Annotated in this window: 13 protein-coding genes and 1 riboswitch; of the genes, 11 read left to right on the plus strand and 2 right to left on the minus strand. The window is 35.5% G+C overall.

Annotation, left to right across the window (positions count from 1 at the left end):
* Positions 1-20 precede the first annotated feature (20 nt).
* Both RCG20_RS14280 and RCG20_RS14285 read right to left on the minus strand, forming a co-directional pair.
* Complete coding sequence (locus tag RCG20_RS14280; RefSeq protein WP_308180800.1) at positions 21-1,130, minus strand: HD-GYP domain-containing protein; 1,110 nt, start codon at positions 1,128-1,130, stop codon at positions 21-23.
* A 187-nt stretch (positions 1,131-1,317) separates the two neighbouring features.
* The gene (locus tag RCG20_RS14285) at positions 1,318-2,604 is read right to left on the minus strand and encodes a methyl-accepting chemotaxis protein (protein WP_308180801.1); all 1,287 of its coding nucleotides are present in this window, start codon (positions 2,602-2,604) and stop codon (positions 1,318-1,320) included.
* A 263-nt stretch (positions 2,605-2,867) separates the two neighbouring features.
* Here RCG20_RS14285 and RCG20_RS14290 point away from each other — a divergent pair, with 263 nt between their 5' ends.
* From RCG20_RS14290 to RCG20_RS14340, 11 genes are all read left to right on the plus strand, one after another.
* Positions 2,868-4,475 carry a sigma 54-interacting transcriptional regulator gene (locus RCG20_RS14290; protein ID WP_308180802.1) on the plus strand — a complete coding sequence of 536 codons (1,608 nt, stop codon included), beginning with the start codon at positions 2,868-2,870 and terminating at the stop codon, positions 4,473-4,475.
* A gap of 311 nt (positions 4,476-4,786) precedes the next feature.
* Positions 4,787-5,890: a Glu/Leu/Phe/Val family dehydrogenase gene (locus RCG20_RS14295; RefSeq protein WP_308180803.1), complete on the plus strand. Its 1,104-nt coding sequence runs from the start codon at positions 4,787-4,789 to the stop codon at positions 5,888-5,890.
* 67 nt (positions 5,891-5,957) lie between these two features.
* The gene (locus RCG20_RS14300) at positions 5,958-6,875 is read left to right on the plus strand and encodes a phosphate acyltransferase (RefSeq protein WP_308180804.1); all 918 of its coding nucleotides are present in this window, start codon (positions 5,958-5,960) and stop codon (positions 6,873-6,875) included.
* A gap of 7 nt (positions 6,876-6,882) precedes the next feature.
* Positions 6,883-7,557 (plus strand): nSTAND3 domain-containing NTPase, encoded by a 675-nt coding sequence (locus RCG20_RS14305; RefSeq protein ID WP_308184353.1) that lies wholly within the window; start codon positions 6,883-6,885, stop codon positions 7,555-7,557.
* Positions 7,558-7,571: 14 nt separating this feature from the next.
* Positions 7,572-7,826, plus strand: coding sequence for a 4Fe-4S dicluster domain-containing protein (locus RCG20_RS14310; RefSeq protein WP_308180805.1), 255 nt, complete (start codon positions 7,572-7,574; stop codon positions 7,824-7,826).
* A gap of 36 nt (positions 7,827-7,862) precedes the next feature.
* Positions 7,863-8,927, plus strand: a complete 1,065-nt coding sequence (vorB, locus tag RCG20_RS14315) for a 3-methyl-2-oxobutanoate dehydrogenase subunit VorB (protein ID WP_308180806.1) — start codon at positions 7,863-7,865, stop codon at positions 8,925-8,927.
* Positions 8,924-9,676 carry a thiamine pyrophosphate-dependent enzyme gene (locus RCG20_RS14320; RefSeq protein WP_308180807.1) on the plus strand — a complete coding sequence of 251 codons (753 nt, stop codon included), beginning with the start codon at positions 8,924-8,926 and terminating at the stop codon, positions 9,674-9,676. Before vorB ends, RCG20_RS14320 begins: the two co-directional genes overlap by 4 nt.
* 1 nt (position 9,677) lies before the next feature.
* Entirely contained in the window at positions 9,678-10,232 is a 555-nt protein-coding gene (locus RCG20_RS14325) for a 2-oxoacid:ferredoxin oxidoreductase subunit gamma family protein (RefSeq protein ID WP_308180808.1), read from the plus strand.
* A complete protein-coding gene (gene buk, locus RCG20_RS14330; RefSeq protein ID WP_308180809.1) occupies positions 10,225-11,301 on the plus strand; it encodes a butyrate kinase in 1,077 nt (358 codons plus the stop codon). Before RCG20_RS14325 ends, buk begins: the two co-directional genes overlap by 8 nt.
* Before the next feature lie 140 nt (positions 11,302-11,441).
* Complete coding sequence (locus tag RCG20_RS14335; protein ID WP_308180810.1) at positions 11,442-12,056, plus strand: methyltransferase; 615 nt, start codon at positions 11,442-11,444, stop codon at positions 12,054-12,056.
* A 19-nt stretch (positions 12,057-12,075) separates the two neighbouring features.
* Positions 12,076-13,170, plus strand: coding sequence for a threonine aldolase family protein (locus tag RCG20_RS14340; RefSeq protein WP_308180811.1), 1,095 nt, complete (start codon positions 12,076-12,078; stop codon positions 13,168-13,170).
* A gap of 150 nt (positions 13,171-13,320) precedes the next feature.
* A riboswitch (TPP riboswitch) is annotated at positions 13,321-13,421 on the plus strand.
* Positions 13,422-13,562 lie beyond the last annotated feature (141 nt).

The following is a 13,562-nucleotide window of genomic DNA, read 5'->3' on the forward strand; positions in this document are numbered from 1 at the left end:
CTCAATCAGTATCATTCCATTTAAAATAATAGCTCGTCTGCTTCAATTATCTCGAGAGTTAAGTTTTCAACTGAAGATAAATCTATTTCAAATGGTTTTATTTCATTACCTTCTTCATCCTTAATCATTCTTATGATAGGTCGTCCAACTGCATTAAAGTTATATTTCGATACAATTCCCGTTGTACCATTATTTAATTTTACCGTAAGTCCTTCCGGGTATATTGCAATACAATCTTTAAACAATTGAATCTGTTTACTTTCAAATTGTGTACCATTTCCAGAATAAAGTAATTCAATACCTTTATGCGGCAACAATGCACGTCGGTAAACGCGGTGACTTGTAACGGCATCAAATACATCCGCAACACTCAAAATCTTTGCGTAACTATGGATTTGGTCTTCCCTCAAACCTCTGGGATATCCACCACCATCGACTCTTTCATGGTGCTGAAGCGCGCAATGGGCTACGGTTAATGGGATTTCATGAATCTTTCTCAGAAGATCAAATCCTAATTCAGAATGTGACTTTACATATTCGTATTCATCCTTTGTTAAAGCTCCAGCTTTATTTAAAACCTCGGGTGAGATAAACATTTTGCCTACGTCATGCAGCATCGCCCCCATCCCGATATCTTCAATTTTTTTCAATGGTAAACCATTCTCGATGGCTAATTGGCAGGAATATATAGCAACATTTAGACTGTGAGTATACACATGATTCGAATGGGCCTTTGTTGTTGCTAATAAATTTAGTGCTGTTCTATTCTCAGTTAAATAACTTAGGATATCTTTGAATATCTTTTTAAAACTTCGTATCGCTCTCTCTGTCTTGATCATTCCTTGAATATTTGATGCATCTAAATTTGGCCCAGCAATTGTATCTAAACATTCTGTTATCACGCTTACTGCTTCTAAATGTATCTCCTTAGGAATTGACTCAACTATTTCAATTCCTTCTGATAGTTCATCATCAATGTAAACTGTATAAATATTTAGTAGCATTAATCTTTTTATTAAACTGTCTGTAAGTTCAGTTCCTTTTGCTAAAAGGACTTTTTCATTTTCATTATAAATTGGTTTACCTAATTTCATCCCTGTCTGACATCTATCCAAAGTTATTAAACGCATTAGTTCTATTTTCACTCCTAATCTACGGTTGCTCTAGAGACTACTTAAGTCCGATATATGATGTATATTTATTTTCGACATAATTCTCCAAATTCCTCTATGTTTACATGCAACAAAGGTTATAAAAGTAAAAAAAACACTCACTTTAATAAAGTAAGTGTTTTTTCAATTCTTGAATATTATGAAGTTATTTTTTTAATTTAAATACATTTGTTAGTTCATTCATATTTTCAGATAGAGTAACTAATTTTTCTGAAGTGGTATCAATTTTATTAAAGAGTGTTTCTTGTATATTCAGTTTTTCCTTTATTACATTGGAGACATTACGTCCGGATTCGATGGTTACACTTATTTCATCAAGGGTAGCAGTCATTTCTTCCAAGGAAGCTGCTTGAGTGGAAACTCCATCCGATATATCGTTGATCATTGTAAAGGTATTTTCCATACTATCAATAATTTTATTGATGCTAACTTTTACTTCATTTGATTGGGTTACGCCAAGCTTTACTTTTTCTTCTGTTGCTGCGACAGCGGATACTACATTTTCAGTTTTCATATTCATATCTTTAATTAGATGGCTTATATCCTGTAAGGAGGTATTGGTGTCTTCTGCGAGTTTTCTTACTTCCTCAGCTACAACAGAAAATCCTTTTCCAGCCTCACCAGCCCGAGCAGCTTCAATGGCTGCATTTAATGCTAGTAAATTTGTTTGCCCAGAAATTTGTGAAATAATATGAACAATTTCGTTGATTTTATTCCCTTGTTCTTCAAGCCCAAGTACTTCATTGCTTACGATTTTTGAGTTTGAAGCGAGATCATTTATTACACCTACGATCGAATCAACAGAATTTTTACCATTCTCAGCAGCGTCTTGTACTGATTTTGTATATTCTGCAATCTTTGATGTCAGTTCCGCTGTTTTTTGTGAATTATCCGTAATACTGTTTAAGGCACTAGCAGTTTGCATAATACTTTCAGCATTTTGGTAGGAATTAGCGATAAGCCTTTGTACACCCTCATTAATTTCATGCACTTGAGAGTTTGCTTGAACAATAATATTGTTTAAATCTTCAGTGGAAAGGGTAACCTTTTCGGAAGAATTTTGTATAGTTGAAATTAGGTTTTTTAAATTATCTTTTGCTTTTAAAAGAGAGGTTATTAGTTGTCCTGCTTCCCCTTGTTGAAGGGCTTCTATAGTTACAGTTAGGTCATTGTTAGCAATGGAATCCGCAAGCAATATACCCTTCTTTAAAGGTTTAATAAGTAGAAATTCAGATAGAAGAGCAGCAAAAACTTCAAAAATGATAAAAATTATGACCGCCTTTATAATAACTTGTAAAGTTATTATTTGAAAAAAATTACCATACAAATTATAAGATAGCGTCATAACGATAGATAAATTTGAAACGAACATTGCCAAAAAAGTTAAAGTCATAATGCGGGTACGGATTGAAATATTTTTGATTTTATTCATACTATAAACCACCTAACAATTTCGAATTTAGCACATGACCACTTTGCAAAAAGTGGAATTGTTCTCAGTTAATACTATACTGTGAACAGAATTAAATCTAGTATGAAAAAAATTGTTGGATGAATAGAAGTGTATGAATGAAAGACCAGTACTATGATGAATTGAGGATGTCATATACATCCACTGTGACACTAGTAACAGTCAGATCTAGATAAATCTTCTATAATGAATGCTATGGCAGGGTCTGTAAGGGGAGGAAACTATTGGGTGATACATATGTTTTGCAAATTGGTTTTTATGATCGGATCGGATTGGGCTATGAAATTTTTAGTTTATTAAAAGAAAAAGATATTAATCTACAAGCAATGGAAGCAAAAGCTGGAGAACAGATGGTAATTAAGTTCCATTGTAATGCTGCTCTTCTTCAACAGGTTATTGCTGATTTAAGAGGTATTAATGGAATACATTCCGTTAATTTAAAGGATTTAATGCCTTATGAAAAAAGAGAACATCAATTAACGACCATTTTAAATTCTGTGAGTGAAGGAATAATTACAATAAATGAATATGGTGTATTAACACATATAAATGAAAAGGCGCGCAACATCTTTCACCTAGGCGAGAAGGAAGCAATTGGTATGCATGCAGAACAATTACTAATGGAAAAGCTTCCAATATTAGAAACAATCGTAACTGGGGAATCCTATCATTTGAAAGAAGTTAAATCTAAAATAGGCACTAATACCGTCCATTATTTAACTAGTGGTGTTCCAATTTTAAATAATTTAGGTAGAGTAATAGGTGCTGTTGCCACGATAAAAGATTTCAAACAAGTAGAAGAAATTATGTCGAAAGTAGACAGAAAAACGAAAGCGTTTACTTTTGATAAAATCGTTTACCAAAGCAATGGGATGAGAAAAATTGTTGATCTAGCTAAACTAGTTGCCAAAGGCACTTCTTCCATATTGCTAAGAGGGGAAAGTGGAACGGGAAAAGAGCTGTTTGCTAGGGCTATTCATATTGAAAGTATCTGCTCTTCTGAACCATTTATTGCTATTAATTGTGCTGCATTGCCAGAATCCCTATTGGAAAGTGAACTTTTTGGATATGAGGAAGGTGCTTTTACAGGTGCAGTAAGAGGTGGAAAAAAAGGCTTATTTGAGCAGGCAAACAAGGGAACTTTATTTTTAGATGAAATTGGTGAATTATCAACTAAAATGCAGGTAAGATTGTTGCGGGTACTTCAAGAAGGAACTGTCCGAAGAATTGGAGGTAATAAGGAAGTTAACATCGATGTTCGAATTATTACTGCGTCTCATCGGAATTTAGAGGAAATGATTAGTAATCATACTTTTCGATTAGATTTGTATTATCGATTAAATGTTGTTCCTATTCATATTCCCCCATTAAGAGAGCGGAAAGAAGATATTCCGATCATTGCCCAGCATTTGATCCGAAAAATTTGTCATAAATTAAAAAAGCAGGAAAAGTTTTTAACAAGTGACAGTATTCAATATTTAATGAGTCTACCCTGGCCAGGGAATGTAAGGCAACTGGAGAATACGCTAGAATTGTTAATCAATGTCGTAGAAAATGACAAAATTACAACGGACGATATTTTACAATGGTGTAATTTCAAAATAGTAAAAGCTGAAAAAGAAGATCAAATGGATGATGAAAACTTTACCGTCCAATTTCGCTTCAAGAAGAAATGGCCGACCTTAAAGGAAGTTGTTGATGAAGTGGAGAAAAAGTTAATTTATCAAGTATTGGAAAGTCATCTTTCGTCGAGAAAAGCAGGGAGTATTTTAGGTGTATCGAATACAACTATATTAAATAAGATGAAGAAGTATGGTTACCCTGCAAAATAATACTCTATTAAAAGATTTGGAACTAATAATTCTAAATCTTTTTTTTGTGCCTTTTATCCCTATTTTCCACTCGTTTTTAGATAAACTGTTACGCCTTGGCATAGGTCTGCCTCTTAGGGGCTCGCCAATCTGCAAGTTTTCTTTATCAATTGATAAGAAAAAGTGTCAAGAAATCTTATCAGGAGTTTACAACTTGGAAAATAGTAAACTATTCCTCTTAGTAATTCAATAAATTTCCATCAAAAATTAATTGGCATAAAAAATGCATCAGTAATTAGTGGGGTAATTAAATTTTACTGGAGGGGTTTTATTTGGTACTAACAGAAAAACAACAAAAGGTTTTAGATCTTTTTGAAGAGATGGAAAAAAACGGCCATGAACAAGTCATCTTTAATTATGACAAGGCAACAGGCTTAAAATCAATTATTGCAATCCATGATACAACACTTGGTCCTGCACTGGGTGGGTGCAGAATGTGGAATTATAAAACGACTGAAGATGCTATAAAGGATGTCCTTCGTTTATCGAAAGGAATGACATATAAGTGTGGAGTTGCGGGTGTTACACACGGTGGAGGGAAAGCGGTTATTATCGGTGATCCAAAATCGGAAAAATCGGATGAATTGTTTCAGGCGTTCGGATCCTATGTGGAAACGTTGAAAGGCCGTTTCTATACAGGGACAGATGTTGGTACAGTTGGAATGGATTTTGTGTCAGCTGGAAAACAAACGAAATACTTAGTAGGCCTTCCTGAAGAATATGGTGGAAGTGGAAATTCCGCTGTAATTACAGCATATGGAGTTTGGAAAGCTATTAAAGCAACGGCAAAAGAAGCTTTTGGAAAGGATTCTCTGGCGGGTTTGAAAATAGCTATACAAGGTTTAGGGAAGGTTGGCCAATGTCTAGTAAAGCATTTACATGAAGAAGGGGCCAAATTAATTGTAACAGATATTTCTCAAGATAATGTAGCTGAAATTTGTCAACAGTATCCAAATATTGAAGCTGTGAAACCAGAGGAAATATTTAGCGTTGATTGTGATATTTTTTCACCAAATGCACTTGGAGCGGTTATTAATGATGAAACGATATCTCAATTTAAGTGTCATGCGATTGCCGGTGCGGCAAATAATGTATTAGCAGAAGAACGTCATGGGGATATGCTTCATGATAAAGGAATCGTATATGCACCAGACTATGTTGCGAACGCAGGAGGGCTTATACAAGTAGCTGATGAGTTGCAAACATATAACAAAGATAGAGCGTTTAAAAATGCTGGATTAATTTATGATATTTTAAGTGATATTTATCAAATTTCTAGAGTAAAAAATATCCCTTCTTATAAAGCAGCCAATATATTAGTAGAAACAAAGATTGAAAAGATTGGCAAAATTCAAGGTAAATTTACAGGTAAATAAACCTCAAATAAGAAGGCGGATGTAGATTACTCCGCCTTTTAGTTACTATTGAAAGTAGGTGCACTAAATGCGTTTTAAAAGCTTTGAGGAAGTACTCGAATTAAGTAAAACAAACTCGCCGGTAAAAGTTAGTGTTGCTGCTGCCCATGATGAAGATGTTCTTATGGCTATTAAGGAGGCAGTTGAGAAAGGGCTAATTACTCCGATTCTCGTTGGAGATGAAAAAGAAATTAGAAGACTATCAGGTAAACTATCGTTTTCAATTGACGCATTTAAATTGATTCCTACAAACACGGAGGAAGCTGCTGCCTATGAGGCTGCAAAACTTGCACATATCGGTGAGGCTAAAGTTATTATGAAGGGTTTGCTAAATAGTACACCTTTTTTAAAAGGAGTTCTTCATAAAGATTTTAGTTTGAAAACAGGTCGAGTCTTTAGTCATCTTTCTATTTTTGAAATTCCTGCTGTCGAAAATCTAATTTACATTACTGATGGTGGATTAAATATTGCACCTGACGAAAATCAGAGGGCACAAATTGTACTAAATGCCTTAGAATTTTTCTCCGGAATTGGGATAGATCATCCGAAAGTGGCATTACTTGCGGCAAACGAACTAGCAAATGAAAAAATGCCTGTAACAATCGAGTGTCAACATATTGTGGAGATAGTAAAAGCTCAACTGCCAGATTGTCAGATTGTGGGACCATTGCCTTTAGATTTAGCAATCAGTAAGGAATCACTTAAACATAAAGGAATTTGTAGTGGGCTAAACGGAGAAGCAGATTTATTAGTGGTGCCGACCATTGAAGCTGGAAATATCTTTTCAAAGGGAATTACTTATTTTGCAAAAGGGATAATGGCAGGAATTGTGTTAGGAGCAAAGGTCCCTCTTGTCCTGAACTCTAGATCTGATTCACCAAAAGCAAAACTAGCATCGCTGGCATTTGCTGCTTTAACAGCTTCAGAGAATACTCAAAGGGGCTAATTTGAATATGATCATAGATGATTCAAACTTAGTTATTCTAATGGGACATTATGGGGTTGGAAAAACAACATTAGCTGTGAACTTTGCTTACAAATTTGTTAAAGAAAATCTGCAGCCCGTTTCTTTAGCGGATATTGATGTAAATAATCCATATTTCCGCTCAAGGGATTGGCTAAAAAAATTGGAAGACAACCAAATTCGGGTAATTATGCCAGAGCATGAAATGGCTTTTGCGGAAGTGCCTTTTTTACCTAAAGGGATCTATTCTGCTATTTGTGATCAACATCAAAAGCTTATTTTAGATGTAGGGGGAAATGATGTTGGCACAACTGTTTTAGGAAGTTTAGCTGAACAAATCAAACAAGTTCCGTACAGTCTCTATTTTGTTGTTAATACGTTTCGTCCTGGCACTGAAACGAAAGATGAGATAAAAGAAAGGTTTCTGCTGTTGCAATCTATTTCAAGGCTAAAAGTAACTCACATTCTTAATAATTCTAATCTTGGTGAGTATACCGAGCCATTGGATATTATCGAGAGCGAATGGATTGTGGCTTCGGCTGCAGAGGAACTTGGAGTCTATTTTATCGGAACGACGGTTGAGGCTAGGTTAGTAGAAAAAGTGAAAAGTAAAATGGAAGGCCCAGTACATCAAATTCACTCGATTGACCAATTACCTTGGTAAAGGAGGAGACAGCAATGAGCAGTGTAAAAAAGAAAAAAGATTTTCATATAACCATTGATGAAGAATTATGTAAAGGTTGTTCGATATGTGTGTCTATATGTCCAACTAAAACATTGTCTATTTCAAAGGATCCTAATAAAAAAGGGTATTATTCAGCAATCCAGCATTCACCTGAAGATTGTATAGGCTGCAACAAATGTGCACTAATGTGCCCTGAGGTATCTATCAGGGTTTTTATGGGAGTACCTTTAAATGAGGGAATTTCTTAACTCTAGTTTGTTCAAATTTAGTAGGAGGTTTTTTACATGAAAAAGTATCTAATGAAGGGAAATGAAGCAATCGCGGAAGCGGCAATACGAGCAAATTGTCTTTTGTATTTTGGTTATCCGATTACGCCATCGACTGAAATTATTGAATATATGGCAGCAAAGCTACATAAGGTTGGTGGTACATTTCTCCAATCGGAAAGTGAAATTGCGGCCATTTATATGGTATTTGGAGCAGCAGGTGCAGGAAAGCGAGTAATGACGGCTTCATCCAGCATTGGAATTAGCTTGAAGCAGGAGGGTTTATCGTTTATGGCTGCGAGTGAGCTTCCTGCCGTAGTTGTAAACATTATGCGATCAGGACCTGGATTGGGTGGATTAGGACCATCCCAGGCGGATTATTTTCAAGCTACAAAAGGTGGAGGACATGGAGATTATCACTTAATTGTATTAGCACCTAGTTCTGTTCAAGAAATGGCTGATTTAATTATGGACGGCTTTGATCTAGCTGATATCCACAGAAATCCGGTCATGATTTTAGCAGATGGTGTATTAGGCCAAATGATGGAGCCGATAGTATTTAAAGAACCTTCTCCTATAGAAGTGGATAAGTCATGGGCTACAACAGGGGCAAAAGGAAGAGAGAAAAATACCATTATTTCCTATACCCTTCAAAATGAAGTAGCGGAAACAAAGGCATTATATTTGGAGAAAAAATACAAGCAAATTAAAGAATCAGAACAACGCTGGGAAAGTTATTTAATGGATGATGCAGAATATGCTTTTGTGGCATATGGAACAAGTGCCAGGATTGTGAAAGGAGCTGTGGATGAATTACGTGAGCAAGGTCAAAAGGTAGGTCTTATACGCCCTATCACCCTATGGCCTTTCCCTGAAAAAGCATTCCAATCCGTTCATGACCAAGTGAAGGGGTATCTTGTTGTTGAAATGAGTTCAGGCCAAATGATTGAAGATGTATTGCTAAATGTAAATGGAAAAGTGCCTGTTGAATTTTACTCAAGACAGGGTGGTATTACACCTCAGCATGGGGAGATCATTGAAAAATACAAATCTGTTTTTCAAGTTGGGAGTGTAACGGTATGAAACAGATTTTTGAAAAGACAAAAGCATTAAACGATAAGCCTTTTCATTATTGCCCAGGCTGTACCCATGGAATTATTCATAGAATTTTAGGTGAAGTAATCGAGGAATTAGCTATTTTAGAAAAAACAATTGGTGTTGCCCCAGTTGGCTGCTCGGGTTTTATGGAGCAATATTTTAATATTGATTTCCAGGGTGGAGCACATGGTCGTGCACCAGCCATTGCAACCGGAATTAAGAGGGCACTACCTGACAAAGTCGTTTTCACCTATCAAGGTGATGGCGATCTAGCTTCAATTGGAATTGCAGAAGCTATCCATGCAGCGGCCCGTGGAGAAAAAATTACCACGATTTTTGTGAATAATGGAATTTACGGTATGACTGGGGGGCAAATGGCTCCAACATCTCTTGTAGGGCAAAAAACATCAACATCGCCAATGGGTCGTGACGCGGCATTGGCTGGGTATCCCTTAGATCTTCCACTAATGATGAGTACCATTCGTGGGGCAGCCTATGTAGCATCTGTCTCAGTTGATACACCACAAAATGTGATTAAAGCAAAAAAGGCTATCAAAAAGGCTTTTCAAGTTCAATTAGAGGGACACGGCTATTCCTTCGTTAGCGTTTTATCAACTTGTCCAACAAATTGGGGTATGTCACCAACGGATTCATTGGATTGGTTGCGTGATAATCTAGGTACTTATTATACGCTAGGCGAATTAAAGACTCCGGAACTTGCGAGGGGTGTTTAAAATGGAAAAAATCATTATATCTGGATTTGGTGGCCAAGGTATTCTTTTTGTTGGAAAATTGCTTGCCTACACAGGAATGGTAACAGATCGTAATGTTTCATGGATTCCTTCCTATGGACCAGAAATGAGGGGTGGAACGGCAAATTGTTCAGTTATCATCTCTGAAAAAGGGATTACCTCTCCAATTGTTACTGAATGTACAACATTAATAGCCTTTAATGAACCATCCATTGAAAAATTCAGCCCAATGATTGTGAAGGGTGGTAGCCTTTTATATGATGCATCCTTAATTAAAGTGGAAAAACCAGTTTCAATCCATTATGAGTGGAATGCAATTCCAACATTGCCCATTATCGACCATCTAGGTTTAGCAAAATCATTAAATATGATTATGCTTGGTGCTTTTATCGAAACGTCCTCAAACATTACATTAGATGATGTCAAAAAAGGATTAATAGAAATGATTGGTGAAAAACGCCCTGATTTAATCGAAAATAATATGAAAGCAATTCAAGAAGGGTATAACTGGAGGAAATGGGTGTTAACGAATGCCTAGATTGAAAATATTAGTCATAAATCCTGGTTCTACATCAACAAAATTTGCTATTTATCATGGGAAAGAATCATTTTTCACTCAAACGATTAGACACACAGATGAAGAACTCATAAACTTCCCATTTATTGCAGATCAATTAGATTATCGACTTGAATTATTATTTAATGTGTTAAAAACACAGAGTATCGAACTTTCAATTTTGGACGGAATTGTTGGCAGAGGTGGATTTTTAAGACCATTAGAAAGTGGCACCTATTTGGTAGATGAGGAAATGCTTAATGATTTAAAAACTGCTCGATTTGGAGAACACGCCTCTAATTTGGGTGCGTTGATGGCATATAAACTAGGGAGTGAACATAACCTTCCATCATTTATTGTTGATCCGATTGTAGTAGACGAATTTGAAGAGGTTTCTCGAATTTCTGGAATCCCAGGCATCGAAAGAATTAGCAACCTACATGCATTAAATATAAAGGCAGTCTCCAGAAAGGTAGCCTCTAAGCTTGGGGGTACATTGGAAACGTATAATTTTGTTATTGCTCATCTTGGGGGCGGAATTTCTGTTGCTGCTCAGAAAAAGGGCAGATTGATAGATGTAAATAATGCAGATAATGAAGGGCCCTTTTCACCTGAAAGAGCAGGTGGGTTACCAGCTAAACAATTAGTGAAACTTTGTTATTCAGGCAAATATACTGAAAAAGAAATGCTTAATCTATTGACAAGACAAGGTGGACTTTATGCTTATCTTGGTACCAAAAATGCATTAGATGCAGAAAATCGGGCACTTGCTGGTGAAGAGAAAGCATGTTTAGTAATAGATGCTATGATTCAACAAATTGCTAAAGAAATAGGAGCGATGGCTGCTGTTCTTGATGGGGAAATTGATGGCATTATCCTAACAGGAGGCATTTGCTATTCAGACTTCCTTGTCAGGAAACTAAGTAAGAAAATTTCTTTTTTGGGTGAAATTTTTCTTGTTCCTGGTGAAGAAGAATTAGAAGCATTAGCTGAAGGTGCATTACGAGTCCTAAACAGGATTGAAGAGGCAAAGAAATATCATTGTGATTGACGAACCCTTCTTTTGAAGGGTTTTTTAAGTTGGATTTAGATTCAAAAATCATCTTTAAGGAATATAGATACTTTAATATGTTTTAAATAATCTATATTATTATAGGTAAATTCATATACAGCTTGAATAGGAGCAAATCAATGAAAGAACGGTATTATGATAAATTGCTGAACATCAAAACAAGAGGAGATCAAAAAGGATTTAATAAGTCTTTGCATTATCATCGCTACGAGCCAACTCCATATAGTGCGCTAGAAATATTGTTTACTAATTATGAATTGAAAAGTAGTGATCGTATTGTTGATTTCGGCTGTGGTAAAGGGCGCTTGAATTTTTATATCCATTATTTATTTAATGCAACTGTTGTTGGGATAGAAATGAACGAGATTTTCTATCAAGAAGCAGTTGATAATCTAACTAGTTATGTATTGCAGACAAAAAATAGTAAAGATAAAATTCACTTCTACCTTTATCTTGCTGAAGAGTACCAGATCGATCCATTAGAAAATCGATTTTACTTTTTTAATCCATTTTCAATCCAGATTTTTAGGAATATCATAAACAATATATTACATTCAGTGGAAAAATCAGCACGGGAAATAGAGTTGGTTCTGTATTATCCATCAGAAGATTATATCTACTTTTTAGAAAACCAGACCTCGTTTGAATTAAAAGAGGAGGTCAAACTGTCAGATTTATTCGAACACAATCCTTTTGAGAGGTTTTTAATCTACCGATTGGCAATTTACTCATGATTTAAAGGAGTGGTATAGATTGAAAGAAGATAATCGATTAGGAGAGGCCTTTAAAAAAACAAAGTACCAAGTAGGTGGTCATGGTGAAAGAGACATCCAAACACTAAAAGAGGTACTAAATGATTATGATAGTCAGCAGGAAAGTGATATCTATGGTAAGGGCAAAATCATTGAGGATTTCCAAAGCAAAATGGCAGAGTATTTAGGCAAAGAAAAAGCAGTGTTTTTCCCAAGTGGAACGATGGCGCAGCAAATTGCACTAAGAATCTGGTGTGATAAAAAAGGACTGAAAAAAGTAGGCTATCATCCATTATGTCATTTAGAGATTCATGAAGAAGATGGGTTAAAAGAACTCCATCATATCGATCCTATTTTACTAGCTGATAAAAATAGGTTGATTCAATTGGAAGATGTTGTGGGTGTGAAGGAGGATATTGCCTGTTTATTACTCGAATTACCTCAACGTGAGATAGGTGGGCAATTACCAGATTATCAAACTCTTGAATCTATTTCCGCTTATTGTCGTGAGAAAGGCATCAAGTTGCATTTAGATGGAGCTAGGCTATTTGAAATTCTTCCATATTATAAAAAATCTGCTGCTGAAATTTGTAGTCTTTTTGATAGTGTATATGTGTCATTTTACAAAGGGATCGGTGGGATTGCAGGAGCAATTCTTGCTGGTGATAAAGATTTTACAGAGGAATCAAAAGTGTGGAAAAGGCGCCATGGTGGCGATTTAATTAGTCTTTATCCCTACATTATCAGTTCAGACTATTATTTTAATAAGAGGATTCATAAAATGGAGCAGTACTATGAGGAAGCTAAAGAACTTGCTGTCCTTTTTAACAAATGCTCTTATGTTTCAACAAAGCCTGTAGAACCTGTTTCTAATATGTTTCATGTCCATTTTGATTTACCTAAAGAGAAGTTAGAATCTATTCTAGCCACAATTTATGAGACAACAGGTATTGGCTTAACGAGTTATTTAAGAGAAATTAGTAAGGAAGCCTGTTATTATGAAGTAAGTATTGGAGACCGATTTGCCAATATACCAAAAAAAGAATTAACCATGGTATTTCAACTGTTAAATGAGTTAATTAGCGGGATTCAGTAAATTATTTTATGAATTTTGCAAGTACTCTAACGGCGAATTTCTATGAAAAGCCACCACCGGATTCAAAAAATTTCAAGCAATTACTGAAATTGCTTTGCTTTACATAATCTTATTTTATGCTATATTTAAATAGAATTTTTATGCGAATGTAAATTTCACTAGGGGAGCCAATGGCTGAGATGGAACGTAGTTCTAAACCCTTTGAACCTGATCTGGTTTATTCCAGCGGAGGGAAGTTGAAAGAACTAATTTGTCAGGTTTCTTTTTAATGACACATATGTTTTTCAACCCGTTCATTTCTCCGGAAAATGAGCGGGTTTTTATTTTTTGATCTTATTTATGGGTAATGTATTCATGAAGCTTGTCATATTAGCTTGAGAATTTAAGTTTCT

It is taken from the genome of Neobacillus sp. PS3-40 (assembly GCF_030915485.1).
Taxonomy (GTDB): domain Bacteria; phylum Bacillota; class Bacilli; order Bacillales; family Cytobacillaceae; genus JAUZPL01.

Coding starts and splice junctions, on each gene's coding strand:
- RCG20_RS14280 (WP_308180800.1), bottom strand. CDS start 1,130: ATGCGTTTAATAACTTTGGATAGATGTCAGACAGGGATGAAATTAGGT.
- RCG20_RS14285 (WP_308180801.1), bottom strand. CDS start 2,604: ATGAATAAAATCAAAAATATTTCAATCCGTACCCGCATTATGACTTTA.
- RCG20_RS14300 (WP_308180804.1), top strand. CDS start 5,958: ATGCGTTTTAAAAGCTTTGAGGAAGTACTCGAATTAAGTAAAACAAAC.
- RCG20_RS14305 (WP_308184353.1), top strand. CDS start 6,883: ATGATCATAGATGATTCAAACTTAGTTATTCTAATGGGACATTATGGG.
- RCG20_RS14310 (WP_308180805.1), top strand. CDS start 7,572: ATGAGCAGTGTAAAAAAGAAAAAAGATTTTCATATAACCATTGATGAA.
- vorB (WP_308180806.1), top strand. CDS start 7,863: ATGAAAAAGTATCTAATGAAGGGAAATGAAGCAATCGCGGAAGCGGCA.
- RCG20_RS14320 (WP_308180807.1), top strand. CDS start 8,924: ATGAAACAGATTTTTGAAAAGACAAAAGCATTAAACGATAAGCCTTTT.
- RCG20_RS14325 (WP_308180808.1), top strand. CDS start 9,678: ATGGAAAAAATCATTATATCTGGATTTGGTGGCCAAGGTATTCTTTTT.
- buk (WP_308180809.1), top strand. CDS start 10,225: ATGCCTAGATTGAAAATATTAGTCATAAATCCTGGTTCTACATCAACA.
- RCG20_RS14335 (WP_308180810.1), top strand. CDS start 11,442: ATGAAAGAACGGTATTATGATAAATTGCTGAACATCAAAACAAGAGGA.